This window comes from Actinomyces sp. oral taxon 171 str. F0337 (genome assembly GCF_005696555.1).
Classification (GTDB): Bacteria; Actinomycetota; Actinomycetes; order Actinomycetales; family Actinomycetaceae; genus Actinomyces; species Actinomyces oris_E.
In genome coordinates, this window is sequence record NZ_CP040005.1 from 1,741,899 (window position 1) to 1,767,307 (window position 25,409).

Here is a 25,409-nt window from a genome sequence, read left to right on the forward strand (position 1 = left end):
GGTTCATGATTGACGAGAACAACGTCTGATCTGCGATGATTGCGGCCTGGGGCTGGACGACGAACCACGGTCGGTTCGCGTGAACTGGCCCCTGGACCTTCACCGATCCTCATAGGATTCACTCATGCCACAGAGACTCACTCTCACCGACATCGCCGACCAGGCAGGTGTCTCCACCGCCACCGTCTCGCGTGTGCTCAATGGAAAGTCCAACGTGGCGGACTCGACCCGTCGGCAGGTGCTCGCGGCACTCGACATCCTGGGCTATGAGCGGCCCGAGTCGGTGCACCAGACCTCCCGCGGTCTCATGGGGCTGATCGTGCCCGAGCTGAGCAATCCGATCTTCCCCCTGTTCGCCCAGCAGATCGAGCAGCTCCTGGCGCCCTCCGGGCACACTCCCCTGCTGTGCACCCAGACCCCCGGTGGTATCAGCGAGGACGAGTACATCGAGATGCTCGTGGACCGCGGTGTCGCCGGCATCATCTTCGTCTCCGGACGTCACGCGGACACCACCGGTGACGTCACCCGCTACCAGCGCCTGCGTGAGCGCGGCGTGCCGCTGGTGACGGTCAACGGCAACGCACCGACCATCAAGGCCCCGGGCTTCGCCACCGATGATCGCCGGGCGACCCGGGTGGCAGTGGATCACCTCATCGCCTTAGGTCACCAGCGCATCGGTCTGGCCATGGGGCCGATGCGCATGGTGCCGGCTCAGCGCAAGCGCTCCGGCTACGAGGACGCCATGAACGAGGGACTGCCCGAGGAGCCACTGCGGATCGTGGAGACGCTCTACACCTACGAGGGCGGTGTCAGCGCGGCACTTCATCTGCTGGAGCAGGGCTGCACCGGCATCGTGTGCTCATCGGACGTCATGGCGCTGGGCGTGGTCCACGGGGTGCGTCAGACGGGCAGGTCAGTGCCTCACGACGTCTCCGTCATCGGCTACGACGACTCACCGCTCATCCCCATGACAGACCCGCCGCTGACCACGGTGCGCCAGCCCGTGGACGCCATCTGCCGGGCGGCCGTCTCCACGCTACTCGCACAGCTCAACGGGGAGCGGCCGGCCGACACCGAGATGCTCTTCGCCCCCGACCTCATCGTGCGCGACTCGACCGCCGCAGCACCCATCGACTGAGGCGCAAGGCAGCACGCAGCGACGTCCTGACGTGAACCGTCCGGTCAGCGCGACCACGTACGGGCCAGTCGGGAGCCGATGTCTGTCAGCTGTGACTCCAGCTCGTGAGTTCCGGCGGCGTCCCAGGGGTCTGCGGCACGGGGCTCCCGCAGCCCGTAGGCGTTGGTGACGCCGGCAGCGGCCAGCTCACCGCGAGTCACGGCGCAGCGCCCGCACACCATGACGCACGGCAGCGCCTGAGAGGCGGCCTGCTGTCCGACGACGCCCACGACGCCGTCGACCAGAACGTCGTAGAGCTCTCCCCAGGCCGCGACCACCAGGTCCTGACCGCGTACAGCATCGCCCAGACCGACGAGCTCCGCCATGACACGTGCCCCTGGTCGCGCCCACGCTCCCAGGGCCCGCAGCACCAGTGCGCTGCCCCCGCCCGCCCCGGTTCCCCAGGTCGACACTCTCAGACGAGCAGTCCCTGTGGAGTCCGCCGCGTGCGCGAAGGCGGAGGGCGGCCCGACGTCGTCGAGTGAGGAGACGACAGGCAGGGACCTGCGTGCGCCAGCGGCACCGGGACCGAGGTCCTCGGCCGCACTGACGCCTTCCATCGCCCGGGCACAGGCGCGACGGTCCAGCTCCTGGGCCCGCTCAGGGCTGATGGAGGTGACGCTCGCAAGAGCCGCCCCAGCACCGTTCATGCCTCCCAGGGCGATGTCGTCGGCCAGGACGAGTCCGAGGCTGCGGTGCGCCAACAGGTCCTTGGCCGCTCGCAGGCCCCCGAGCGCATCCATCGCTCCGAGGCCCCCATCGTGAACGGCGGAGCGCGCCATCCCGACCAGGAGCGTGTCAGAGGGGCCGGTATGGCTCAGGGCGGTGCCGATGACTCCTCCTAGGCCGTAGGTGCTGCCCTCAAGGGCCTCCTGAGCCGTTTCTTCGGGATCAGCCGGAAGTGCCAGGAGACGGGCGGCGTCCAGGAACCAGGTGCGTGCCTCAGTGCGGTGCCGGTTTCCGGATCGTGACGAGCTGGGAGTCAGACGCACCAGGTCGACCTCTCTGACCTGTCCGAGCGGTCCCTGTCCTTGAATGGCCTCCCGGGAGGCGACCCGCTCAGGGGCGATCACCTGGGCCGAGCCCGGTCCGCCGTCCGCCATGGGGAGCAGGGTCAAGGCGTCATGGGGACGCGTCGCCCGCCAACCGCGCGCCAGGCAGGAGGCGACGCGGCTCGGGGCAAGGCCGTGCCCCGAGCCCGCCAGAGGCACTCCATTGGGCTCGGGCCACATTCCACCGGGGGCGAGAAGAACCTTCACGTGCTCATGCTCCGGTGGCGATCCCGGTGAGCGCTGGCCGTCATGAGCCGATGGCTTCGCCGAGCCGGGCCAGGAGGAGCGCCTCTGCGACCACGATGCGCTCGAGCTCGCCCAGGTGCATGGACTCGTTCTCACTGTGGGCCCGGGTGTCGGGGTCCTCGATCCCGGTGACGAGCACCTGGGCATCGGGGAAGGCGTCCTTGAGGGTGGCGATGAAGGGGATGGAGCCGCCCTGTCCAATGTTGACGGCCTCGGTGTCCCAGGCGGTTGACAGGGCCCAGTGGGCGGCCTCGGAGGCGGGGGTGACCTCGGATCCGTCGAAGGCGGGTCCGGCTTCACGGCCGGTGACGGTCACACGGCCACCGAAGGGAACGTGCTTCTCCAGGTGGGAGACCAGGGCCTCCTGGGCCGCGGCCGGGTCCTGCCCGGGAGCGATGCGCAACGAGAGTCGTGCCGTGCACGAGGGGGTCAGCACGTTGCCGGCCAGGTCCAGGGGCGTGACGTCCATGCCGATGAGCGTCAGCGAGGGCTTGGTCCACAGCCGGGCGGTGAGGTCCCCGGTGCCTGACAGCTCGACACCGTCAAGGACTCCCGCGTCGGCACGGAAGTCGGCCTCCGAGTAGTCGGGGAAGTCGGCATCGGCCTGGGACCGGCTGACCAGCCCGGCCACGGCGACGTCGCCGGCGTCGTCGTGGCAGGAGGCGATCAGACGGCACATGGCGGTGGCGGCGTCCAGCACGGGGCCACCGTACTGACCGGAGTGAAGCGCGTGGTCGAGCATGTCGAGGCGGACGTCGACCTGGACGACGCCGCGCAGCAGGGTGGTCAGTGACGGGATGCCGACCTTCCAGTTGGAGGAGTCGGCCACGACGATGACGTCGGAGGCGAGCCGGGCGCGGTGAGTGGTCAGGAAGCTCTCGAAGGAGGGGCTGCCGACCTCCTCCTCACCCTCGATGAAGACCGTCACGGAGCAGGGCAGCTCGCCGTCGGCCAGGGACGCCAGGATGCGCAGGGCGTGGGCGTGGGTGATGACGCCGGCCTTGTCGTCAGCCGTCCCGCGGCCGAACAGCCGTTCACCGCGCCGCTCGGCGGTGAAGGGGTCGGCCTGGTCCCAGCCGGTCGGGTCACCGACGGGCTGGACGTCGTGGTGGGAGTAGAGCAGGACGTGCGGGCTGCCCTGGGGGCCGGCCTTGTGGGCGAGGACGGCGGGCCTGCCGGGGGTGCCGTCGGGAGCGGGCACCGAGAGGATCTCGGCGTCCAGGCCGCTGTCACGCAGGAGCGCGGCCACGGCCTCGGCGGAGCGCTGGACCTGGGACTGATCGTGGCTGGAGGCGGAGACCGAGGGGATCGCGACCAGATCCGTCAGGTCGGAGACGATGGTGGGCATGGAGGTGTGCACGGCGGTGCGCACGGCATCAACGGTGATCATGGTTTGCAGGGTATCGCGCCGCTGCCGCTAGTCTGTGCACCGTGAGCCTGTTCAAGAAGCGCAGCCAGACCCCTGAGCCGGAGCCCGTGGCCGAGCCCTCCCCCAAGCCCGTCGGCAAGGGGCGCCCCACGCCCCGGCGCAAGGACCAGCAGGCCAAGAACCTGCACCCGGTGGTCCCCAAGGACCGTCAGGCCGCCAAGCGGGAGGCGCGAGCAGCCCGCGACGCCGCCTGGAAGCGCCAGAACGAGGCCATGGTCACCGGTGACGAGAAGTACCTCCCGTCCCGGGAGAAGGGGCCGGTCAAGCGCTACATCCGTGACTACGTCGACGCGCGCATCAGCCTGGGCGAGTTCTTCATGCCCCTCATCTTCGTCCTGCTCATCGTCTCCTTCGGGTTCAGCCGCATCCTGCCCCACTACCCGCTTGTCAGCTTCTACACCGTGCTGGCTATGAACGGCTACCTGCTGCTGGCGATCGCCGACGCCGTGTGGTGCTGGGCGCGCCTGCGCCGCCGCCTCACCGAGAAGTTCGGCGAGGAGCGGGTCAAGGACGAGGGAACGATCTTCTTCTACGTCATGTCGCGCTGCTTCATGCTGCGGCGCTGGCGCCGTCCCGCCACCCTGGTCAGGCGGGGCCAGTACCCCTCCTGAGCCGTTTCCGTTCCAGTCCGCCCCGGTGCCGTCGCCCCAGTCGCTTCGGGGATCAACCAGTGACCCGGGCGGGGAACCCAGTGGCCAGGGCCCGGTTCATCCGCCCCGGCCAGGCGGGACCGTTGTAGATGAAGGCCGTGTAGGCCTGAAGCAGGTCCGCTCCCGCGTCGAGCATGAGCTCAGCGTCCATGATGGAGGAGATGCCGCCAACACCGATGATCGTGGGTTCCTGGCCCAGCCCGCGGCGCAGACGGCGCACGACCTCCAGGGCACGAGGCAGAAGAGGTGCGCCGGACAGGCCACCCTCCCCCAGGTCGTGGTCGATGGTCGTGTTGGTGGCCACCACCCCGTCGAGCCCCATGTCCAGGACCATCTGCGCAACGGCGTCGATGTCCTCGTCAGCCAGGTCCGGGGCTATCTTGACCAGGAGCGGGACGTGCCGCCTTGCGACGCGGTCGGCTGCCTCGCGCACCGCCTCGAGGATCGGTCGCAACGTCTCAACGCTCTGCAGGCTGCGCAGCCCGGGGGTGTTGGGGCTGGAGACGTTGACGACGAGGTAGTCGACCCAGCGGGCCACTGCCGCGGCCGAGTAGCGGTAGTCCTCCACCGCCTCGTCAAGCGGGGTCACCTTGGTCTTGCCGATGTTCGCGCCAACGACGATGGAGCGGCCTCGCGGGGTACGGCGCAGGGCGCGCAGCCGCTTGGCGGCCTCGTCCGCCCCGGAGTTGTTGAAGCCCATGCGGTTGCGGACCGCACGCATCTGCGGATAGCGCCACATGCGGGGCTTGTCGTTGCCGCTCTGGGGGTGTGCGGTGAACGTGCCGACCTCGATGAAGCCGAAACCGAGCATGTCCAGGCCCTCAACGGCCTGCCCCTCCTTGTCCATCCCGGCGGCGAGTCCCAGGATGCCGGGCACGGGCCGGGCGAAAGGGCCGCCCTGGTTGGCCGAGGGCACGGGGAAGGCCGGTCTGCGCCCCCACATCTGGCGCACCGCGTCTCTGACGAGGGGAACCTTGCTGGTGACCTCGATCGCGTCCAGGCACACGTCGTGGATCAGCTCGGGGTCGATACGGGTCAGGACGGTCTTGTACAGCAGGTCGTAGAGCACGGCCTCAGGCTACCCCGACCTGGTCTTACAGGAACCGCGCAGGATCCCACCCTTATTCTCCTCGGTGTTCCTACTTCGCTCTTGTGGCGGTGTCACGGTAGCGTGGGCTTCGTCCGAGCCTCATTGCAGGCGTGTTCTCAGAGGTGGCCAGTGTCCTTCAATCGTGATATCCAGCTCGACCCCAATCGGGTCCAGACCCGTTCCGGCGGAGGCCGGGGCGCCATGATCGGTGGTGGCTCCATCCTGACCGTCATCGCTGTGGTCCTCATCTCCCAGCTCACGGGGGTGGACCTGTCCTCCATGCTGGGGGCGCAGCAGCAGAGCGGGACGACGACGTCGACTGCCTCATCGATCGACACCTCCGTGTGCACCAGCGGGGACAGCGCCAACAAGTACACCCAGTGCCGCATGGTGGCCACCGCCGAGTCCCTCGACGCGGTGTGGACCGAGCAACTGCCCTCCCAGGCGGGGCTCAAGTACGCCAAGCCCGAGTTCGTCCTGTGGGACGGCACCCAGATCTCCTCGGCCTGCGGTAACGCCTCCTCGGCGGTGGGGCCCTTCTACTGCTCAGGGGACCAGACGGTCTATCTGGACATGAGCTTCTTCTCCGAGATGGAGAAGTCCCTGGGGGCCACTGACACGCCCCTGGCGGAGGAGTACATCGTGGCCCATGAGTTCGGCCACCACATCCAGCACCTGACCGGGCAGATGGCCAAGGCCGACCGCTCGGGCAGCGGCGCGACCTCCGACTCGGTGCGACTGGAGCTCCAGGCGGACTGCTACGCGGGGATCTGGGTCAACCATGCCTCCTCCACCCCCGACCCGGACACCGGCAAGCCCTTCCTCAACCGCCCCAGCAGTGAGGAGATCACAGGTGCGCTGGGTGCGGCCGAGGCCGTGGGCGACGACCACATCCAGGAGCGGGCCAAGGGGCACGTCGACTCCGACACGTGGACCCACGGTTCCTCCGAGCAGCGCGTGCGCTGGTTCACCACCGGGATGAACTCCGGCTCGGTACAGGCCTGCAACACCTTCGCCGTCGACGCCTCCCAGCTCTGAGACGAACGCGGCGACGTCATTCGCCCTCTGATTCGTCTCCTCCACCGATCCCCTCGGTCTGACGGGGTCCGCCGCTTTGAGAGCGACGGACCCCGTTTGCGTACGACGTGGCGTCACACCCGACAGTGGGTTCATGACACCCGTGTCACCAGCAACATCTCCGGTACTGGCCTTCAGGAGGACACCATGACCAGGGCATTCATCATTGTTGAGTCCTACTTCGGCAATACCCGTGCCATCGCCGAGGCCGTCTCCACCGGGCTGATCGAGGGCGGCGTCGACGCTCAGATCATCGACGTCTCCCAGGCTCCAAGCGCCCTGCCCGCAGACCTGGATCTGCTCGTGCTGGGAGCCCCCACCCACAACCGGGGGCTGCCGACTGCGGCAACGCGGGCCAAGGCCTGTGCGCAGGCGGGATCAGGCAAGGCATCCCACGGGATCGGTGGGTGGCTGGAGACCACGGTGATCCCGGCATCCACCAGCGCTGCCGCCTTCGACACGGTCATCTCCAAGGGCTGGCTCAGCGGTTCAGCGGCCAAGGCGATCGCCAAGGCGCTGCAGCGTCATCAGGGCAGGAGGACGGCCTCGGTCAGGAACTTCGTGGTCACGGCGAACAAGGGTCCGCTGGCTGACGGAGAGAAGACCGACGCCCACAGCTGGGGACGCGAACTCGCGGCTTCGGCGAACACCAGATAACGACAGACGTCTTGGCGAAAACTGCGCATCTCATCATCGGAAGGAAAACAACAACATGACAGCAACGAACCATGACAAGTCGTCCCGGCTGCAGCTGAGCGGACGAAACATCACCGGAGCATGCCTGGCCGTCTGCGGTCTCCTCATCATCATCTGGGGAGGGACGCTCGAGTCGGTCAGCGTCACTGACCCCGGCTTCATGAGCTTCGCCGTCAGCGGCCTGGTGATCGTCGCAGCAGGGGCATGCCTGGCGACTGCCCTTCCTCGCGCTGCTCGTGTCGCACTCATCTGGCTGGCAACGCTGACGTCAATGCTCTATCTGTTCATCATCGGCATGGCGGTCATCGTGTCCCTCATGAGCTGTGTGGTAATCGCCGGGATTGCGGCCTGGCTGACCATCAGAATCCTGAGATGAGATAAAGCGGCCGACTCGGTACGTAACAGCGCAGCGGCGAAGTCGACTCCGGAATTCTTCAGACCGAGCCGATTTCGCCGCCTCTCCCTGAGTGGTTCAGTAGTAGCGCCACTGGCGCATGTCTCGGTTGTAGACCTCAACGATCCGCGGATGCAGGAGGGTGGAGGGCTCCATGGTCTCGGTACGGGCCGGTTTGGTTCGCATGATGAACTCCAGGGTCTCCCGGTCCTGGTAGGTCAGTCCCTCGGGAAGTGACTGGCTGATGAGGTTCTGCGGCGTCCTGGTGGACAGCACGAAGCCCCATTCCCCGAAGGAGGGGACATTGGTCGAGAAGGGCAGAATCTTCCGATCCGGTTGGGCGGCGGCAACGGTGCTGGCAACCGTGGAGAAGGCATGGGGTGAAAAGAACGTGGAGGTGGCCTGGGTGACCATGACGCCCTCGGGTGCCAGCCGCGCTTCGACGTTTCGATAGAACTCGGTGGAGTAGAGCTTGGCGAGCTTCTCGTTGGAGGGGTCGACCAAGTCGATGAGAACGACGTCGTAGGTCGCCTTGGAGTCTTGGACGTGGGTGAAGGCGTCGTCGTTGACGACCTTCACTCTGGGGTCGGACAGGGACGCCTTGTTGAGGTCCTTGAGTAGGCGGTTGCTTCGCGCCAGCTCGGTGACGTCGGGGTCGATATCGACGATGGTGACATCCTTGACGCTGGGGTAGCGCAGGATCTCCCGGGCCAGCAGACCGTCACCCCCACCGAGCACGAGGATGTGAGCGGGGTCCTTCACCGAGGTCATGGCACTGGCGGACAGGGTCTCGTGGTACCTGGCCTCGTCCAGGCTGGAGAACTGGAGCTGGCCGTTGAGGTACATGCGCAGGTCGTCCTGGTACTCAGTGAGGACGACCTTCTGGTAGGCGGTCTGCTGGTAGTAGACGACCGGGTCGTTGTAGGTCAGTGCCTCCACACTGCGCTCAATGCGGTTGGCGGCCATGAACATGCCGACCAGCGCCACAACGGCGGCGGTGGCCGCCCACAGGATCTTGCGAGGCGTGCGCACCTGGAGCAGGACGAGCACCGCGACCAGGACGTTGAGCGCCCCGACCATGTAGGCCCCGCGCATGAGCCCGAGCTGTGGGAGGAGCACCAGGGGGAAGACCAGGGAGGCCACCAGTGAGCCGAAGTAGTCGATGGCCATGACCTTGCCGAGCAGCTCACTGGTCGAGCGGCGCCCGAAGGCGGCGAAGGTCCGCACCAGTAGCGGAATCTCCAGGCCGATGAGGATGCCGATGGTCAGGCTGATGCCGCCGAAGACGACCCAGTGCAGGCGGGTACGGCCGAAGGCCAGGTACAGCAGGAGGACGGAGTTGCCACCGATGAGCCCCAGAAGCACCTCGCTGACGCCGAAGACGACTGCCGGTGCGGTACGGAAGCGGTTGACCAGCAGTGAGCCGATCCCCATGCCGAACAGGGTGATGCCGGTGGCGAGGCTGAAGCTGAGGACGGAGTCGCCCAGGAGGTAGGAGGCGGCCGTGCCCAGGATGAGCTCATAGATGAGGCCGCCGATCGCGGCGAGCAGGGCCGCGGTGAACAGGGCGACGTTCTCCCGTCGCCCGATCCGGCCGTGGGTCATGGTGTGCGGCTCAGCTCAGGATGGTGGCCGCAATGATGATGGCGATGGCGAGCGCCGTACCGGCGAAGGCGACCCCCAGACCGATGTTCTGGTCCTCGATGAGCTCGCGTCTGAGGTCGAGGCGGAAGATGCGGTTGACCAGCAGTGCGAACACCATGAGCAGGACTACTCCGAGCACCGCGTAGACGACGGTGCTGAGCAGTGACTGCCAGTTGAGGTCGACCGATGAGTGGTGAGCGATGGTCATGAGCGACATGTCTTCTCCTTCGTGTGTGTCCGTCGAGGGGATTGAGTGAGTGGGCTCCAGGTCATTTTCCGACGCCGCCGCCCCCGCCGCCGTAGACCGAGCGGTTCCGGAAGGGGACGCCGCCTCCTGAGGGAAAGAAACCCTCATCTTCATCGATCAGCTCGGCAAGCACCAGCACCACGAACATCAGGACGATCCAGAACACGGGGGCCCACACGCTTCCGTTCGTCCCGGAGATCGCCGCGGGGAACCACCGCCAGAACCTTCGCAGGAAGCTGGGTATCCACCACGGTCGGATCACGGGCCGACCGAAGACCTTGTACTGCTTCGAGGAGGACATACCTGTTTCGCTATAGATCTCTCGAGCATGGAGGCGGTGTGCATCGACCACCATGGTGGAGATCGAGCCCTGCGCATCCACCACGCGGAGCTCGGCACACGTTGTCGCGGTGCGAGCCCCCTGGGAATGATCGATGGTCCCGGTCTCGTGGTCGATCTCAGCACGGCGCACATTCGTAACCTCGACGGTGCACGGCCGGCCACGGACTCTCAACTTCCGGGTCCAACCGACCTCGAGGGTGAGTGGGTCAATCGTCGGCTGGACGGGAACGGGCTCGTGAAGAATAACCTTGTTGGTATCTCGGCGAATCTCAAGCCAGAGCTCTTTACCGTCGTCGTCGGCGAGACGCCATTGTTCCCACCGGATGAGGCGCCGGCTTCGCTGATCCCGTCGTTTCAGGACAACTCGCCCCATGACGGTGTAGTAGCGGCCCCTCTTCCTCAGGGAACCCCGAAGCGTCTCACCGACTCTCAGATCGCCTCTGATACTCACAGCGTGATCCCCGAGCTGGTCACCTGTTGGGCCCGCAGGCGCCTGCGCACCATCTCCCCCACGGCCTCAATCTGCGTGGGGGCCAGTGTGCGGCAGCTGGTGAGCGTCACGTAGCCGTTGCCGGACTCGGGCCAGGTGTGGGCGGCGATATGCGACTCGGACAGAATGATGACGGCACTCAGGCCCTGGGGCTCGAACTGGTGGTGCGCACTGGATACGGCTGTCAGTCCCGCAGTCTGGGCGGCGTCGTGCAGAATAGACTCAATGGTGGAAAGATCGTCGAGTGCGTTCGGCTCGGCTCCACTGATCTTGTAGCTGACAGAACACAGGCTCACCGCACTCACGCGAGCACGGTAGCAACGAGGCAGGAGTCGGACAAACGGGGTGAGGTCCCCATTCACGCCCATCCGGCGCCGGGAACGCATGCGGGCACGCCGTCGCTGACGAGTGCGGGCCTACTTGCCGACTCCGCCTCCACCGCCTCCGTAGACCGGACGGTGGCGATAGGTCCGTGAGGAGCTCGAGTCCGAGGTGCTGGTGGAGTCGGCACTGCCGCTGGAGCGGCTGCTGCTGGAGCACGCGGAGAACAGTCCGACGGCGAGCACGATGCTGATGAAGGCCGCGACGATGGCACATCCGACGTTTCGGCCAGTTCTACCGGCAACAGGTTGGCCGTTGCAAAGGACTCGCCCGAAGAACTGCTTCTGCTGAGCCGTGGATAAGGAGGTTTTGCGGTAGGCCAGGAGGTCACGGAAACGGTGGCTGTCAATGGTCAGTCGGCTGGTCACACCGGCCGGGTCCGTCAGCCGTACCTCGACGTAGGTCATGGTCTCGCCGATGTTCAGCGGGCACACCGGAGAGCCGATGACGTTCTCGAGCGTGCCGGTGGTCACCTCCTCAACGAGGCCCCGGTGAAGAGCGCCGTTGATCGTGAGCTGCATCCTCTGGCCAACGCTCAGCGCCCACGGCTCGATCGTCTCTTCGAGGCGAACGGGCTCGTAGAAGAGGACTTCGCCGGGATCGTGGTCGAGCTCGACCCAGGTATCGGCGTCACCGGCACCGATGAGCTGCCACTCCTCCCAGTAGTAGAAGCAATGGTCCTGGGTGTCCCACTCCTTGAAGAGCAGGCATCCCCTGACCGACAGGGCACCCGCACTTCCCTGAAGCAGGTCGCCGACCTGCAGGTTGGCTCGCGTGCCGTTCACCAGGATCCTCCCGTCTGCGGAGGAGCCGACGGGGCGATACTGCCACCGTCGATACCTGATCCGCCTGTCATCACGCGGGCACAGTAGCAACATGGGCATGCCCCGGCAAACGGTTCGCGCTCCCCATGGCCCGCACCCACCAGGCGGATACGCGTGGTCCTGAATCCGGCCTGGCTCATGGGCGCCGGTGGAAGAATTCAGGGGCCAGATGCCGTGTGAGACTGTCCCCATGCGCGTTGCAGAGATCGCCGAGCTGACCGGGACAACCGTGCGCACGGTGCGCTACTACCACTCGCTGGGGCTGCTTCCGATTCCCGGTGAGCATGGCGGCTGGCGCGACTACGACCTGAGCCACGTGGCCCGACTCTCCCGGATCCGTTGGCTGGTGCAGGCCGGAGTGTCGTTGGAGACCATCAAGCGCGTCCTTGACGAGCCTGAGGCGACCGGCATCGAGCGGATCGACGATGCACCCGCGTCTGAAGCGCGCTCGGCGGCCGGAAGCGTTGTCGAGGACCTGGCCGGGGCCCTGGCTGCCGTGGAGGATCACCTGGCCGAGGTGACCAGACAGAAAAACATGCTTGCCGGCCTGCTGGAGCGGGCCAGAACCGGTTCAGCTGTCTCACCGATGTCCCCGCGCATGGCGGCCTTCTTCGACCGGCTGGAGCAGGCCGCTCCCGATAAGGCCACGCGCAGCGCTGTGCGCAAGGAGCGGGACCTGACCGACCTGGCCTGCTACCGCGGTCAGATGCCGCCGGAGGCGGAGTCCCTGTTCGTCGACCCGGATCCTCACTACGACGCCGAGTCACTGGCTCTCTATTCCCAGGATCCGGCCGAGCTGTCAGACACGCAGATCGAGCAGCGTGCCCGGCTCATCGTCTCCCGGATGGAGGCCCAGCTGCCGCCTGAGCGCCTTGCGGCCCTGGCCGGCAGCATCGACACCGAGTCGGTGCGGGCACTCTTCGACCTCATCGCCGCAACCGGTTACCCCGACACCCGACACACCCAGGCCTTGGAACGGGAGTTCCTCACCGCGATCAATCGATGGCGCCTGAGCGAGTAAGCGACACGAGCAGACTCGGTTCACTGCGAGCCGATGGGGTCACACCGGAAGCAGAGACGAGTAGCGTCGACGGTATGAGTCAGAATCTTCCCTCTTCAGACAGCGTGGTCCTCAAAGGCATCCGCGAGGAGCCCAGTGCCGAGGACGGAGCGCGGGTCCTGGTGGACCGTCTCTGGCCCCGTGGCATCTCCAAGGAGCGCGCCGCCCTCGATGAGTGGGCCAAGGACGCCACCCCCACCACCGAGCTGCGGCGGGCCTTTCACAACGGCGAGATGCCCTGGCCCCAGTTCGTCGATGCCTACCGTGCCGAGCTCACCGAACGGCCCGAGGCGGTTGCCGCCGTCGAGCACCTGCGCGACGAGGCTCTGAAGGGACGCGTAACGCTCCTGTTCGCCGGCCACGACCACGTCCACTGCCACGCGCGTGTCCTGCGCGAGGCGATTCTCGGTATCGAGGAGGAGCTGACATGAACTCCGCTATCGACGGCACTGCGACACCCTCGCCGACACCCTCGCCCCGCACGACCTCTGTCAACAACAGGAGATTCCACCCATGACCTGGTTGATGGCGCTCAACGCCGCTGTCGCGCTGGGGTCCATGTTCTTCGGCCTCGTCGCGTTGTTCAGGCCACAGGCGATGCCAGGACGGCCACTGACCTCCCCCGGCTCTCAGATGACGCAGCCGAGCGAGGCGACGACCTACTTCGCACGCATGTATGCCGCCAGGGCCGTCCCGTTCGGGATCGCCACGGCGGCCGTGTGCATCCTGCTGCCGAGTCAGGCGGCGATCTGGCTCCTGGCGGCTGGAGCCATTGAGCTGCTGGATGCGATGGTTGTGGCAAGCCGTAACCCACGTGAAGCGGCACCGCCATTGCTCGCCGTGGTGGTCCATATCGGATCAGCAGTGTGGCTCATGACGGCCTGAGGCATGCAGCGCTCAAGAGGGCGCGTCACAGCGCCGACGGTGGGGTCTCAGACGTTGAATCCCAGGGCGCGGAGCTGTTCGCGACCCTCAGGGGTGATCTTGTCCGGTCCCCACGGCGGCAGCCACACCCACTGGATACGGACCTTGTCGGCGATGAGGGACAGTGCCTGCTGGGCCTGCTCCTCGATGACGTCGGTGAGCGGACAGGCGGCGGTGGTCAGGGTCATGTCAAGCACGACGGTTCCGTCGGGCTCGATCGACACCCCGTAGAGCAGCCCGAGGTCGACGACGTTGATACCGAGCTCGGGGTCGATGACATCGCGCAGGGCCTCCTCAACGGCGGCGACGTCAACGCCCTCGGTGCTGGCGACGGGGGCCGGCGGCTGCTGGGCGGCCATGGGATTGTCGGCGGCTGCCGGCATCCCGCTGGGGTTCTCGCTCATGGCTTCTTCCTTCTTCCTCGCAGGTCGGACGGTGGTGAGAGGGACGGTCGGGCTACTCGGGGTCGTTCGGCTCGACGGCGGGCAGGGCGACGCCGGACTTGGCCAGGGCGTCCTTGAGGGCCATCCAGCCCAGCAGGGCGCACTTGACACGGTTGGGGTACTTCGAGACGCCCTCGAAGGCGGCCCCGTCCTCCAGGTCGTCCAGGACGGCGTCATCAACGCCTTTGCCACGTGAGTGCATGAGGGCATCGAAGTCCGCCTCGAGACGGGCGACGGTGGCCAGGTCGGCGCCGTTGACGAGGTCGTGCATGACGGAGATGGAGGCCTGGGAGATGGAGCATCCGTCCCCCTCCCAGCCGACGGCCTCGATCTTTCCGTCCTTGACGCGCACACCCAGAGTCACATCGTCTCCGCAGGTGGGGTTCACCTGGTGGCTGGTGGCGTCCGGGGCGTCGAGGGCGCCGGAGCCGTGGCGCTCGCGGGAGTGGTCGAGGATGACTTGCTGGTAGAGCTGGTCGAGTTCGTTCATGGTCACCTCTGGAAGTAGCGCCGGACGTCGGCGATGGCGGACAGGAAGCGGTCCACCTCCTCGGGCGTGGAACAGGCCCCGAAGGACAGGCGCGAGGAGGCGTGGATGCCGAAGTGCTGGTGGATCGGCTGGGCGCAGTGGTGGCCGGTACGCACGGCGACGCCGGCGGCGTCGAGGACCTGACCGACGTCGTGGGGGTGGACTCCCTCGATGGAGAAGGCGACCACGCCCAGGCGGTCGGTGGTGTCGGTCGGGCCGACCAGCCGCAGCCCGGGGACCTGGGTGAGCCCCTCAAGCACCTGCCGGGTGAGGACCTGCTCGGTGGCGTGCAGCCGGTCCAGGCCGATCCCCGCCAGGTACTCCACGGCGGCGCGCCATCCCGCGGCCTGCGCCAGCGGCTGGCTACCGGCCTCGAAACGAGGCGGGCCGCTCATGAAGGTTGACGACTCCATGGTGACGACCTCGATCATGGAGCCGCCGCTCAGCACGGGCGGCATCGCCGCCAGGAGCTCCTCGGTGGCCACGAGCGCACCAATGCCGGTGGGGCCGAGCATCTTGTGGCTGGAGAGCACCATGGCGTCCACACCGGCAATCTTCAGTGCGCCGAAGTCCAGCGGGAGGTGGGCGGCGGACTGGCAGGTGTCCAGGATGACGAGCGCGCCGACCTGTTGGGCGCGCGGGAGGATGAGATCGAGCGGGCTGATCGCGCCGGTGACGTTGGAGGCGTGGGTCAGGGCCAGGACACGGGTGCGCTCTGTGATGACGTCCAGGGTGGAGGTATCGATGCGCCCGTCCTCGGTCAGGTCCAGCCAGCGCAAGGTGGCGCCGGTGCGGGCGCACAGCTCCTGCCAGGGCACGAGGTTGGCGTGGTGCTCGGCGCGGGTGACAACCACCTCGTCGCCCTGTCCGATGATGAGGCGCCGAGACGGGTCATCAGTCGCCGCGGGTCCGCCACCGCGGGCCGCCGACCGTCCCAGGCTGGCGTGCCCGATGGCAAGGGCGACGAGATTGATGGCCTCGGTGGCGTTCTTGGTGAAGACGAGCTCGCTGCCGCGCGCGCCGACGAAGGCGGCGACGGCGTCGCGGGCGTCCTCGAAGGTGGCAGTGGCCTCGTCGGCGAGCTGGTAGGTCGATCGCCCGGCCGCACCGTTGGACATGCGGTAGAAGTCGGCCTCCGTGGTGATGACGCCGGCGGGCTTCTGGCTCGTGGCCGCCCAGTCCAGGTAAGCCAGTGCCTTACCGTTGCGGGCGGGCCGCTCCAGGTAGGGGAAGTCGGCGCGGATCGCGGCGACCTCCTCCGCGTTGAGCGCGCTGGCCGAAGGCGCCCCGGTGAGCGGGGCCGTGGACTGGGTCATGACGTGCCTTTCCGATTCGGTGCGAGCGGTACCGGGCTTGATCGCCGACGGCGGGGGCTGAGGTCACGAGGAACCTTAGTCCCCCTTCATCAGTGCCGGGGCCGGCGACGACGCCATGTTGCGCGGCGCGCTGTCGTCGGCCCCGGCACAGTGAGGACCGTCAGGCGAGGTAGCGGTCGTAGCCCTCTTCCTCGAGGCGGTCGGCCAGGTCGGGGCCGCCGGCCTCGGCCACGCGCCCGTCGACGAAGACGTGGACGTGGTCGGGCTTGATGTAGCGCAGGATGCGCGTGTAGTGGGTGATGAGGAGGAAGCCGGCGTCGGTCTCGTCGTGGAGGCGGTTGACGCCCTCGGAGACGATGCGCAGGGCGTCGACGTCCAGGCCGGAGTCGGTCTCGTCCAGGACGGCGAAGCGGGGCCGGAGCAGCTCCATCTGGAGGATCTCGAAGCGCTTCTTCTCACCGCCGGAGAAGCCGGCGTTGACGTCGCGCTGGGAGAAGGCGGGGTCCATCCGCAGGTTCTTCATGGCCTGGTTGACCTCGCCGACCCACTGGCGCACCTTGGGGGCCTCGCCGTCAATGGCGGTCTTGGCCGTGCGCAGGAAGTTGGCCACGGTGACGCCGGGGACCTCGACGGGGTACTGCATGGCCAGGAAGAGGCCGGCGCGGGCACGCTCGTCCACGCTCATCTCAAGCAGGTCGACACCGTCGAGGAGGACCTCACCATCGGTGACCTCGTAGTCGGGGTGACCGGCGATGGAGTAGGCCAGGGTGGACTTGCCCGAGCCGTTGGGGCCCATGATGGCGTGGACCTGGTTGGAGTCGATAGTCAGGTCGACACCCTTGAGGATGGGCTTGGGGCCGTCATTGGTGGCCACCTGGACGTGGAGGTTCTTGATCTGCAGAGTGCTCATGCGACGTTTCTTTCAGCTGGGGTGTGGTCTGGTTGCGGGTGGGCGGACTGTCGTGCGGGTCCGGCCTGTCACTCGGCTGCCGGCAGGGCGGCGGGGTCCTGGTCGGTGCGGGCGGCGATGAGTCCAGTGAGCTCGAGCTCCTTCTCGATGGCGGCCATGAGGCGCTCCTCGACCTCATCGACACCGATCTCGGCGACGATCTCGTTGAAGAAGCCCAGGACGACGAGGCGACGGGCCTCGGTCTCGGGGATACCGCGGGCACGCAGGTAGAACAGTTGCTGGTCGTCGAAGCGGCCGGTGGCGCTGGCGTGGCCGGCGCCCTCGATGTTGCCGTTCTCGATCTCCAGGTTCGGCACGGAGTCGGCCTTGGCCCCCTCGGTCAGGACCAGGTTGCGGTTGAGCTCGTAGGTGTCGGTGCCGCGGGCGGCCTGACCGATGAGGCAGTCCCCCACCCACACCGCGTGCGCGCCCTCGCCCTGAAGGGCGCCCTTGTAGGTGACGCGCGAGTAGCAGTGCGGCTCGGTATGGGCCACGTAGGGGCGGTGCTCCTGGTGCTGGCCGGAATCGGTGAAGTAGACGCCGTAGGCGTCGATGTGCCCACCCTCGCCGGAGAAGCCCAGGTCGGGGCAGATGCGCACGTCTCCACCGAGACTGACGACGACGTGCTTGAGGACGCCGCGGCCACAGACCTTGACCCGGTGGTTGGAGGCGTGGACGGCCTCGTCCTCCCAGCCCTGGACAGTCACCAGGGTGAGCTCGGCGCCGTCGGCGACCGTCACCTCGACGCCCTGGGTCAGGGCGGCGGTACCGGTGTGGTCGAGGACGACGGTTCCCCTGGAGCCGGACTCGGCGGCGACGAGGATGTGCTGGGCGGTAGGGCGGGCGAGCTGCGCGTCCTGGCCGATGATGTTCAGTCGTGCGGCCCGCTCCAGCTGGGCGCCGGGCTCCAGGGTCAGCACGGTGGCGGTCTCGGTGCCGTTCCAGGCGGTGACGCCGGTGCGGTCGACCGGGGCGCCGACGGTGCCGAGGCGGGCGTCGCTGCGTGGGACGGTCTCAAGGCTCACACCATCGGGGAGGTCGGCCTCGACACGGACGGCGCCGGCATCGGTCTGGGCAGCGCCGGCGGCAGCGCGGATGGCGTCGAGGTCGAACAGTGGGGCGAAGCGCTTCATCGGCGTGAAGCGCCACTCCTCCTCGCGGCCTCGCGGCACCGGGATGTCGGCCGGGTCGAAGGAGGTGGGGCGGTCGGCGCGCGAGGAGACGTAGCGCGGCCCGCCGTGGGAGTGGGCGCCGTCGAGCGTGGCGCTCGAGTGGTCGGTGGAGAGTTCAGGCATGTGGAGGTGCTCCTTGGCCGGCAGCCAGCCGGTGTAATGAGGTGTGGGTCGTAGGCTGAGTGGGCTGAAGTGGGAGGATCTGCTGCGGTGGGTCAGCCCACCGAGTTCTCCATCTGCAGCTCGATGAGCCGGTTGAGCTCGAGGGCGTACTCCATGGGAAGCTCCCGGGCGATGGGCTCGACGAAGCCGCGCACGATCGTGGCCATGGCCTCGGTCTCGGTCAGCCCGCGCTGCATGAGGTAGAAGAGCTGGTCGGCACTCACCTTGGAGACGGTGGCCTCGTGCCCCATCTCGACGTCGTCGGTGCGCACGTCGACGTAGGGGTAGGTGTCCGACCGGGAGATCTCGTCGACCAGGAGCGCGTCGCACAGCACGTTGGACTTGGAGTGCCGGGCGTTCTTCATGATCTGCACCAGTCCGCGGTAGGCACTGCGGCCACCGTGACGGGCGATCGACTTGGAGACGATGTGGCTGGAGGTGTGGGGCGCCATGTGGACCATCTTGGCGCCGGTGTCCTGGTGCTGGTCCTCGCCGGCGAAGGCGATGGACAGGGCCTCGCCACGGGCGTGGGGCCCCATGAGGAAGACGGCCGGGTACTTCATGTTCCGCTTGGAGCCGATGTTGCCGTCGATCCACTCCATGGTGGCGCCCTCCTCGCAGGTAGCGCGCTGGGTCACCAGGTTGTAGACGTTGTTGGACCAGTTCTGGATGGTCGTGTAGCGCACACGGGCGTTCTTCTTGACCACGATCTCCACGATCGCCGAGTGGAGGGAGTCGGTGGAGTAGATGGGGGCGGTGCAGCCCTCGACGTAGTGGACGTAGGAGTCCTCGTCGGCGATGATGAGCGTGCGCTCGAACTGGCCCATGTTCTCCGTGTTGATGCGGAAGTAGGCCTGGAGCGGGATCTCGACATGGACGCCCTTGGGGACGTAGATGAAGGAGCCCCCGGACCACACGGCCGTGTTGAGGGCGGCGAACTTGTTGTCGCCGGCCGGCACCACGGTCCCGAAGTACTCCTTGACGAGCTCGGGGTACTCGCGCACGGCCGTGTCGGTGTCGACGAAGATGACACCCTGCTCCTCCAGGTCGCCGCGGATCTGGTGGTAGACGACCTCCGACTCGTACTGGGCGGCCACCCCCGCCACCAGGCGCTCACGCTCGGCCTCGGGGATGCCGATGCGGTCGTAGGTGTTCTTGATGTCCTCGGGCAGGTCGTCCCAGGAGTTGGCCGGCCGGTCCGTGGAGCGCACGTAGTACTTGACGGCGTCCATGTCGAGCTGGGAGAGGTCCACGCCCCAGGTGGGCATGGGCTTGCGCTCGAAGGTGGAGTAGGCCTTGAGACGCTTGGCCAGCATCCACTCCGGCTCGCCCTTGATGGCGGAGATCTCGCGGACCACCTGCTCATCAAGGCCTCGCCTGGCCTTCTCGCCGGCCTCGTCGGAGTCGTGCCAGCCGAAGTCGTAGCTCGTTGAGATCGAGTCGATGATCTCGTCATCGGTGCTACGCGTGGTCTCGGTTGTCGGCAGTGTCATCGGGTTCCTTCCATTCGCTTGGTCTCAAGGCCTCGCGTCTTAGCCGCCGCCCGGACCGCGCGTTTGCGCAGCGCGGGCATGGCGATCGGAATGTGGGTGGTACAGACGTGCTCGCCTCCGGCCAGGGTGGCCAGACGCTGGACCGGGACGCCGATGAGCCGGGAGATGGCCTGCGTCTCGGCGTCGCACAGCTCGTGGAACTCCCCGGCGACGTCACGCACCGGGCAGTTGCCCTGGCACAGCTGGACGGCGAAGGACCCGTCTCCGACGTCGCGCACCGAGGCCGCGTAACCGTCGAGAGTCAGGGCGTCCGCCAGGGCGCGGGCCCGCTCCGAGGGGTCCCTGCCGGCCGCCTCGACGACGGCGGCGTAGCGGCGCTCGAGGTCACGGCCCCTGGCCGCGGCGAAGGAGTCCACCGCCTTGTCACCGGCCACTTGGGACAGGTAGTGCAGGGCGCGGTTGGCCAGGTCGGAGTAGCCCTCCGCGAAGGAGGTGCGGGCCTTGGGCGTCAGGACGTAGTGGCGGGCGGGGCGACCGCGGCCACGCTTACCCGTCTGAGCCGGAGTGTGAACCTCGATCTGCTCAGCGTCCTCGAGCGCTGTGATGTGCCTGCGCACGGCGGCCGGCGTCAGGCTCAGGACCTTGGCGAGCTGAGCCGCCGACACCGGTCCCTTCTCAGCGATGAGGTCGAGAACACGTGCCCGGGTAGAGTCGTCGTCACTTTGCGTCATGACCGTTCTCCTCCCCTAGTCGCTTCCGACGCCTCACGGCCTGTCCCCGTTGCGACCGGTTCGACCGCTTCCTTGCCGGCCAAGCCGGCCAGCCAGTCCGCCGACCGGTTCCAGGATCGACCTGCGAGGCGTCGCTGGTCGTCGTGCCACGAGTTTAACCAAGATCTTGCTTGCCGAATTCAACACTGGCAAGTTCACGACGGAGCGTCGCGGGGTGGGATTGAACACGTCACCTAATGAAAGGTAAGCCTTACCTAGGAATACCTAACCAGTGGGTTGCCGCTATGACGGCGCCCCGTTAGTCACGCTGCCGCTGGCCCGGTGCAGGCACCTACAGGCTCTCCGGGCTGCGCAGCCAGGGGGCGTCAGCCGGACGCAGCCCATCCCAACCACGGGCGCGGGCCTGGGCCGTGGCCAGGACTCCGAGCACGGTGGAGGGGTTGTGCAGGCGGCCGTCCATGACGGCGTCGAGTGCCTCGTCCAGTCGGACCCAGGTGGGCACGAACTCGGCCTCCTCGTCCTTGCGGGCGGTGCGCTGGTCCTCGGGCAGCAGGCTCAGGTCCTGGGCGAGGAAGATCCGCGCCCCCTCGGTGGTGAAGCCGGGCGAGGCGTAGAACTCGGCCAGCGTGTTCCAGGTGGCCGCCGCGTAGTCGGTCTCCTCAGCGAGCTCGCGGGCGGCGGCGACGGCGGGGGCCTCCCCCGCCACATCGAGCAGTCCCGCGGGGATCTCCCACAGGCAGGCGCGCACGGGGTGGCGGTACTGGCGAATCATGAGGATCTCCGCGGCGCCGTCGGTCTGAGAGGATTCCTCACCCTCACGCAGGGCCACGACGGCGACGGCGTCGTGGTGGACGACGACCTGACGAGCCACCGGGTCCTGACCGGGGGCGAGGAGCACGTGGTCGGCGTCGACGGCGAAGATCGGCCCGCTCCAGACCCTCTGGCTGGACAGGCGCTCACGCCCCGGGTCACGTTCATCGTTGAGGATGACCTCACGGCCTGCGTATCCGTTGCTCTGACCGACCCCGGTCACCGGCTGGTCCATGGTCGCCTCCTTCACCTACTGCCTGCGCTGTGGTTGATACGCGCCTGCGCACCCATGATGCTACCGCCGGCCGTCACGATGGCCGGATCAGTCGCGGGCTCGAATCGCTTGACGCAGCTGGGCGCAGAGGTCCTCGAGCCCGGGAAGGCGCTGTGCCGCCTCTCGCGCGCGTTGAGCGGCGCGGGAGCGGGACTCGGGGTCACTCAGGAGTGTTTCGAGCGCCTCGGCGATGGCCTGGGCCTGAGGGACCACGAGGATGGCTCCTCCCCTGGCTGTGACGGCGGTACCGCCGACGTCGGTGGCCACGATCGCGGCGCCGGCACGCAGGGCCTCCTGGATGGTGAGGGGCTGGCCCTCCCACAGACTGGTCTGGATGACGATGTCAGCGGCCTCCATGAGAGCAGGCGCATCGGATCGCCGCCCCAGGAGGGTGACTGGGAGCTGTTCGGCGGCAATGCGCTCGGCGGCCTCCTGACGGCCGGGCCCCTCTCCGGCGAGCGCCCAGGTGAAGGCCTCGAGCCGGCCGGCGTCGACCTCGCTGGAGAGGATCGCGGCGGCATCGAGCAGCAGCGGCAGGCCCTTCTGGGGAGCCAGGCGGGCAACGGTCAGGAGGCGCGCGCCGCCCTGCGGCCAGGCATCCTCCGGTACCACTGAGTCGGGGGGGCTCAGTTCGGAGGCCTGCGGCGGGGGTGCTGCAGGAATGATGGCGAGCTCGACATGCGGGGCACTGAGCTCCCGTGCCCGTTCGGCCAGGTCGGGGCTGACCGCCAGGATGAGGTCGGCGCGCCGGGCGATGAGCCGTTCGAGTCCCTCCCCCACCAGGGTGGTCAGGCGTCCACCGACGGTGAGGTTGTGGAGGGTGACGACCAGCCGGGTGCGTCCACGGCGGCGTCGTCCCAGGGCAAAGGCGGCCAGGGCCCCGGCTCGTAGGCCGTGGGAGTGAACGACGTCGGCGCGCCGGCCCAGCCGACGCAGCCTGGCCACGGCCAGAGCGTCGTTGGGGCTGGGGCGGGGACCGATCTCGAGCGCCTCGGCGCGGGCTGGATCGACATCCAGTCCGTCTAGGACCGCGGCCGGCGCCTCGACGATGACGTCGTGGCCGTCGGCGGCCAGGAGCCGGGCGCAGTCGGCCAGGTGGGCCCGCACCCCTCCGGCGGCCGATCCGCACACCTGGAGGATCCGCCGGCGCACTGCGTGCGGGCTCTGCGGGGCACCGGGCTCGTTCTTGCTGTCGACGCCGTTGGGGCTCATGGTCTCTCCTTGTCATCCTCCGTCGTCACCGTTGGCCTCCCGCCACGTATCGATGCCAGGAGGCTGCGGTCAGCCAGGTGGATGGCCGCCAGGACGAGGGCTGCGGCCGCGGCGGCACCGATCACGGCGGTGATGACGGCCAGCGGCAGGAAGGTCACGCGGGTGGTCGCCGCACGGACAGCCAGCCCGAGGGCGAGGGCCACGGGCAGCCCCGCGACGAGCGCGGTCAGGGTCGCACGCAGCACCCGGCCTCCCATGACCCGGGCCAGGACGGCGAGCAGACTCACCCCAGCCACCGTCATCCCGATGGTCGTGCCTACTCCCAGTGCCACGAGGGTGGCGCGCCCGTTTCCGCCCGAGGGCGCCATGAGGCGCACGCAGGCGGCACAGGCCACGGCCACGGTCAGCCAGCCGGCCGCGGTGGCGTGAGCGGCGGGTCGAGAGCGGTCGGCGGCGAAGAGGACCCGGGTGACCTGATAGATGAGGGCGTAGCCGATCAGCCCCGGGGCCAGGACGGCCAGCGCCTGGCCCATCCCGTCGACCTGCTTGAAGGAGAAGAAGCGCTCGGCGGCGGCGCTGGCGGCCAGGAGCATGGCGGTTCCGGCGACGGCGACGGCGGTGACCAGGGCCGTGGAAGTGGCGACCAGACGCGAGACGTCCTCATCCGCACCAGTGCTGCCAGAGCTCTTCGGCAGGTGCGTGCGGGCCTCGAAGGCGGCGGTCAGGCGGGGGTAGAGGACGGTGGCCACGGGAACGGCGAGCACCGCGTAGGGAAGGACGTAGACGGCCTGCGTGTACTGGTAGACCGCCGCTGTTCCGGTCTGCCCGCCCCAGCGGGCCATGGCCAGCACTACCAGGACGCTCAGCTGCTGAGCCAGGATCGTCCACACCCCGGCGCCGCCGAGCCGCAGCGCCCGCCGGGCCTGGGAGCCGCCCAGTCTCAGGGTGGGACGCAGCCCCAGTCCCAGCCGATGGACCGGCCACAGCAGCGGGAGGCTGAGCGCGGCCACCCCGAGGGTCGTCCCCCAGCCGAGCACCTGGAGGGCGGGGCTGGAGGCGGTCGCGTCGTCACCGCCGGCCAGCACCCCGTAGAGGCCGTAGGTCGCCATGACCACGAGGCTGGAGAGCATCGGTGTCAGAGCCGGCCAGGTGAAGCGGTTGTGAGCCTGGAGGACCCCGGTGAGGACGACCGCAACTCCGTACATGGGCACCTGCAGGGCGAACATGCGCAGGAAGGAGGCGACGAGCTCGTGCTGGAGCGTCGGGTCCACGCCCTGGGAGGTGGGGAACAGGGCCGCGATCGGGGCGGCCAGGACGATGAGCCCCAGGGACAGCGGGGTCAGGACCGCCAGGACCAGGCCGAGCAGCCCTGAGGCGGTGACGGTGACCTCCTCGCGCCTGCCCGCGGTGATCGGGGCGGCCAGAAGCGGAACGACGGTGGCCGCCAGCACGCCACCGACGACGACCTCGTAGAGGGTGTTGGGCAGCTGGTTGGCCGTGGTGTAGGCGCCCGCCACCGTGCCAGTGCCGACGGTGGCGGCCTGGACGAGCCAGCGCAGGAATCCCAGGACGCGGGAGACGAGGGTCAGGCCGGCGACGGACCCGGCCGCTGAGAGCAGGCCGCCACGGCGTTGCTGGGATGTCATCAGGGACGGCGCCCCAGCCCGTCGAGTGCGGCCAGCATCGGGGTGTCGGTGATGACGCTGGAGAAGGAGACCTTCTCGCTGGCCAGGACGAGGCTCACCCCACTCAGGGCGGCCCCGGCGCGCACCGCGGCGTGGGGGTGGCACGCCAGGGCGGTTCCCAGCAGGGCGCCGACGGCGTTGGCTCCGGTGTCACCCAGCATCGTGTTCTCCAAGAGGTCCTCCGGCAGGGCCACGAGACTGACTCCCAGGGTTCCTGCGGCCAGCAGACGAGTGGGCTCGCCGTCGCGTCCGGGGGTGGCCAGCAGCGGGGTGCTCACGATGCAGGCGGTCTTGAGCGCCCGTCCGGGGCGCAGATCGAGCAGGTTGAGGAGGTTCGCCCAGGCCGCGATGACCACGGCGCTGGAGGCGGCATCGGCGACACTCTCCATCGGCGGACGCCCGCCGGTGCCCGAGCTGCGGTGGCGAGTCAGGAGGACGCCACCGACAAGCGCCCCTGAGCCGATGACGGCGATCTTGAGGGCTCCGGTGGTGACGCGCCCGTGGGCGAGGGCGGTCAGGTGGCCCTTGAGCCCCTTGGCGGGGGTGTCGCCGTCGTGGGCACCGGCATCGAGGTCGTCGGCCAGGCCGGCGCACCCGCCGGCCGCTGCCGCGAGGGTGGCGGCGAGCCCTGCACGTGAGGGCGATGCCGTCCTGTCCCGCATGAGTCTGCCGGCCTCGATCCCGGCCATCACGGCTCCGGCTGCGGCTCCGACGCCTCCGCGCAGGCTCACTGTGCGGCCATGGAAGTTGGTGCGCTCCAGGCCCTGGGCGATGGGCGCCAGGGCGGCGGACCAGGACAGGGTGACGCCCGCCGCCTTGATGCCCACCTGCGCCAGGCCTCGGGCGCAGGAGCTTACTCGCGTGATCGTGCCAGCCATGGGCTCAGCCTAAGGCAGGGCGAGGACGGACC

27 protein-coding genes are annotated in these 25,409 nt (G+C 68.3%); 8 read left to right on the forward strand and 19 right to left on the reverse strand.

Annotated elements, in window-relative coordinates; all coding sequences use genetic code 11:
- The first annotated feature begins 124 nt into the window (after window positions 1–124).
- On the forward strand, window positions 125–1,138 hold the full coding sequence (locus FBF36_RS07645; protein WP_009397386.1) for a LacI family DNA-binding transcriptional regulator: 1,014 nt from the start codon (window positions 125–127) through the stop codon (window positions 1,136–1,138).
- 44 nt (window positions 1,139–1,182) lie between these two features.
- On the opposite strand, the gene FBF36_RS07650 is transcribed toward FBF36_RS07645, so the two are convergent.
- Together FBF36_RS07650 and FBF36_RS07655 are read right to left on the reverse strand one after the other, a co-directional pair.
- Complete coding sequence (locus tag FBF36_RS07650) at window positions 1,183–2,436, reverse strand: glycerate kinase (protein ID WP_034492928.1); 1,254 nt, start codon at window positions 2,434–2,436, stop codon at window positions 1,183–1,185.
- Between the two features lie 40 nt (window positions 2,437–2,476).
- Window positions 2,477–3,865, reverse strand: coding sequence for a dipeptidase (locus FBF36_RS07655; RefSeq protein WP_009397389.1), 1,389 nt, complete (start codon window positions 3,863–3,865; stop codon window positions 2,477–2,479).
- A 41-nt stretch (window positions 3,866–3,906) separates the two neighbouring features.
- Here FBF36_RS07655 and FBF36_RS07660 point away from each other — a divergent pair, with 41 nt between their 5' ends.
- Window positions 3,907–4,515 carry a DUF3043 domain-containing protein gene (locus tag FBF36_RS07660; protein WP_009397390.1) on the forward strand — a complete coding sequence of 203 codons (609 nt, stop codon included), beginning with the start codon at window positions 3,907–3,909 and terminating at the stop codon, window positions 4,513–4,515.
- A gap of 52 nt (window positions 4,516–4,567) precedes the next feature.
- Here FBF36_RS07660 and FBF36_RS07665 read toward each other — a convergent pair whose 3' ends face one another.
- Window positions 4,568–5,623 (reverse strand): quinone-dependent dihydroorotate dehydrogenase, encoded by a 1,056-nt coding sequence (locus tag FBF36_RS07665; RefSeq protein WP_009397391.1) that lies wholly within the window; start codon window positions 5,621–5,623, stop codon window positions 4,568–4,570.
- 150 nt (window positions 5,624–5,773) lie between these two features.
- On the opposite strand from FBF36_RS07665, the gene FBF36_RS07670 reads away from it, so the two are divergent.
- The 3 genes from FBF36_RS07670 (at window position 5,774) to FBF36_RS07680 (ending at window position 7,793) form a co-directional block, all read left to right on the forward strand.
- Window positions 5,774–6,682: a neutral zinc metallopeptidase gene (locus FBF36_RS07670; protein WP_034492931.1), complete on the forward strand. Its 909-nt coding sequence runs from the start codon at window positions 5,774–5,776 to the stop codon at window positions 6,680–6,682.
- Between the two features lie 186 nt (window positions 6,683–6,868).
- Window positions 6,869–7,378, forward strand: coding sequence for a flavodoxin family protein (locus tag FBF36_RS07675; RefSeq protein ID WP_009397393.1), 510 nt, complete (start codon window positions 6,869–6,871; stop codon window positions 7,376–7,378).
- A 55-nt stretch (window positions 7,379–7,433) separates the two neighbouring features.
- Window positions 7,434–7,793: a hypothetical protein gene (locus FBF36_RS07680; RefSeq protein WP_009397396.1), complete on the forward strand. Its 360-nt coding sequence runs from the start codon at window positions 7,434–7,436 to the stop codon at window positions 7,791–7,793.
- A gap of 96 nt (window positions 7,794–7,889) precedes the next feature.
- Here FBF36_RS07680 and FBF36_RS07685 read toward each other — a convergent pair whose 3' ends face one another.
- The 5 genes from FBF36_RS07685 to FBF36_RS07705 all read right to left on the reverse strand — a co-directional run bounded on the left by FBF36_RS07685 (window position 7,890) and on the right by FBF36_RS07705 (window position 11,700).
- Entirely contained in the window at window positions 7,890–9,416 is a 1,527-nt protein-coding gene (locus tag FBF36_RS07685; protein ID WP_009397397.1) for a polyamine aminopropyltransferase, read from the reverse strand.
- Window positions 9,417–9,426: 10 nt separating this feature from the next.
- Window positions 9,427–9,672: a DUF350 domain-containing protein gene (locus tag FBF36_RS07690; protein ID WP_009397398.1), complete on the reverse strand. Its 246-nt coding sequence runs from the start codon at window positions 9,670–9,672 to the stop codon at window positions 9,427–9,429.
- Window positions 9,673–9,724: 52 nt separating this feature from the next.
- Window positions 9,725–10,495 carry a hypothetical protein gene (locus tag FBF36_RS07695; RefSeq protein ID WP_009397399.1) on the reverse strand — a complete coding sequence of 257 codons (771 nt, stop codon included), beginning with the start codon at window positions 10,493–10,495 and terminating at the stop codon, window positions 9,725–9,727.
- Window positions 10,492–10,830 (reverse strand): S-adenosylmethionine decarboxylase family protein, encoded by a 339-nt coding sequence (locus FBF36_RS07700; RefSeq protein WP_192574963.1) that lies wholly within the window; start codon window positions 10,828–10,830, stop codon window positions 10,492–10,494. Before FBF36_RS07700 ends, FBF36_RS07695 begins: the two co-directional genes overlap by 4 nt.
- A 120-nt stretch (window positions 10,831–10,950) precedes the next feature.
- The gene (locus FBF36_RS07705; RefSeq protein ID WP_034492937.1) at window positions 10,951–11,700 is read right to left on the reverse strand and encodes a hypothetical protein; all 750 of its coding nucleotides are present in this window, start codon (window positions 11,698–11,700) and stop codon (window positions 10,951–10,953) included.
- 229 nt (window positions 11,701–11,929) lie between these two features.
- On the opposite strand from FBF36_RS07705, the gene FBF36_RS07710 reads away from it, so the two are divergent.
- From FBF36_RS07710 to FBF36_RS07720, 3 genes are all read left to right on the forward strand, one after another.
- On the forward strand, window positions 11,930–12,760 hold the full coding sequence (locus FBF36_RS07710; protein ID WP_009397404.1) for a MerR family transcriptional regulator: 831 nt from the start codon (window positions 11,930–11,932) through the stop codon (window positions 12,758–12,760).
- A 74-nt stretch (window positions 12,761–12,834) separates the two neighbouring features.
- Window positions 12,835–13,230, forward strand: a complete 396-nt coding sequence (locus FBF36_RS07715; protein ID WP_009397406.1) for a DUF488 domain-containing protein — start codon at window positions 12,835–12,837, stop codon at window positions 13,228–13,230.
- 82 nt (window positions 13,231–13,312) lie between these two features.
- On the forward strand, window positions 13,313–13,684 hold the full coding sequence (locus FBF36_RS07720) for a DUF4267 domain-containing protein (RefSeq protein ID WP_009397408.1): 372 nt from the start codon (window positions 13,313–13,315) through the stop codon (window positions 13,682–13,684).
- A 47-nt stretch (window positions 13,685–13,731) separates the two neighbouring features.
- Here FBF36_RS07720 and FBF36_RS07725 read toward each other — a convergent pair whose 3' ends face one another.
- The 11 genes from FBF36_RS07725 to FBF36_RS07775 all read right to left on the reverse strand — a co-directional run bounded on the left by FBF36_RS07725 (window position 13,732) and on the right by FBF36_RS07775 (window position 25,377).
- Window positions 13,732–14,127 (reverse strand): metal-sulfur cluster assembly factor, encoded by a 396-nt coding sequence (locus FBF36_RS07725; protein WP_009397410.1) that lies wholly within the window; start codon window positions 14,125–14,127, stop codon window positions 13,732–13,734.
- Window positions 14,128–14,179: 52 nt separating this feature from the next.
- Window positions 14,180–14,656: a Fe-S cluster assembly sulfur transfer protein SufU gene (sufU, locus tag FBF36_RS07730; protein ID WP_009397412.1), complete on the reverse strand. Its 477-nt coding sequence runs from the start codon at window positions 14,654–14,656 to the stop codon at window positions 14,180–14,182.
- A 2-nt stretch (window positions 14,657–14,658) separates the two neighbouring features.
- Entirely contained in the window at window positions 14,659–16,011 is a 1,353-nt protein-coding gene (locus FBF36_RS07735; protein ID WP_009397415.1) for a SufS family cysteine desulfurase, read from the reverse strand.
- 160 nt (window positions 16,012–16,171) lie between these two features.
- Entirely contained in the window at window positions 16,172–16,921 is a 750-nt protein-coding gene (gene sufC, locus FBF36_RS07740; protein ID WP_009397416.1) for a Fe-S cluster assembly ATPase SufC, read from the reverse strand.
- A gap of 68 nt (window positions 16,922–16,989) precedes the next feature.
- A complete protein-coding gene (gene sufD / locus FBF36_RS07745; RefSeq protein ID WP_138137346.1) occupies window positions 16,990–18,255 on the reverse strand; it encodes a Fe-S cluster assembly protein SufD in 1,266 nt (421 codons plus the stop codon).
- A gap of 92 nt (window positions 18,256–18,347) precedes the next feature.
- On the reverse strand, window positions 18,348–19,787 hold the full coding sequence (gene sufB, locus FBF36_RS07750) for a Fe-S cluster assembly protein SufB (RefSeq protein WP_009397418.1): 1,440 nt from the start codon (window positions 19,785–19,787) through the stop codon (window positions 18,348–18,350).
- Entirely contained in the window at window positions 19,784–20,518 is a 735-nt protein-coding gene (locus tag FBF36_RS07755) for a helix-turn-helix transcriptional regulator (RefSeq protein ID WP_009397422.1), read from the reverse strand. Before FBF36_RS07755 ends, sufB begins: the two co-directional genes overlap by 4 nt.
- A 331-nt stretch (window positions 20,519–20,849) precedes the next feature.
- Window positions 20,850–21,563, reverse strand: coding sequence for an NUDIX domain-containing protein (locus FBF36_RS07760; RefSeq protein ID WP_050792681.1), 714 nt, complete (start codon window positions 21,561–21,563; stop codon window positions 20,850–20,852).
- 87 nt (window positions 21,564–21,650) lie between these two features.
- Window positions 21,651–22,814 (reverse strand): glycosyltransferase family 4 protein, encoded by a 1,164-nt coding sequence (locus FBF36_RS07765; RefSeq protein WP_138137348.1) that lies wholly within the window; start codon window positions 22,812–22,814, stop codon window positions 21,651–21,653.
- Entirely contained in the window at window positions 22,811–24,460 is a 1,650-nt protein-coding gene (gene murJ / locus FBF36_RS07770) for a murein biosynthesis integral membrane protein MurJ (RefSeq protein WP_138137350.1), read from the reverse strand. The genes FBF36_RS07765 and murJ overlap by 4 nt, the downstream gene beginning before the upstream one ends.
- On the reverse strand, window positions 24,460–25,377 hold the full coding sequence (locus tag FBF36_RS07775; RefSeq protein WP_138137352.1) for a hypothetical protein: 918 nt from the start codon (window positions 25,375–25,377) through the stop codon (window positions 24,460–24,462). The genes murJ and FBF36_RS07775 overlap by 1 nt, the downstream gene beginning before the upstream one ends.
- Window positions 25,378–25,409: the final 32 nt, after the last annotated feature.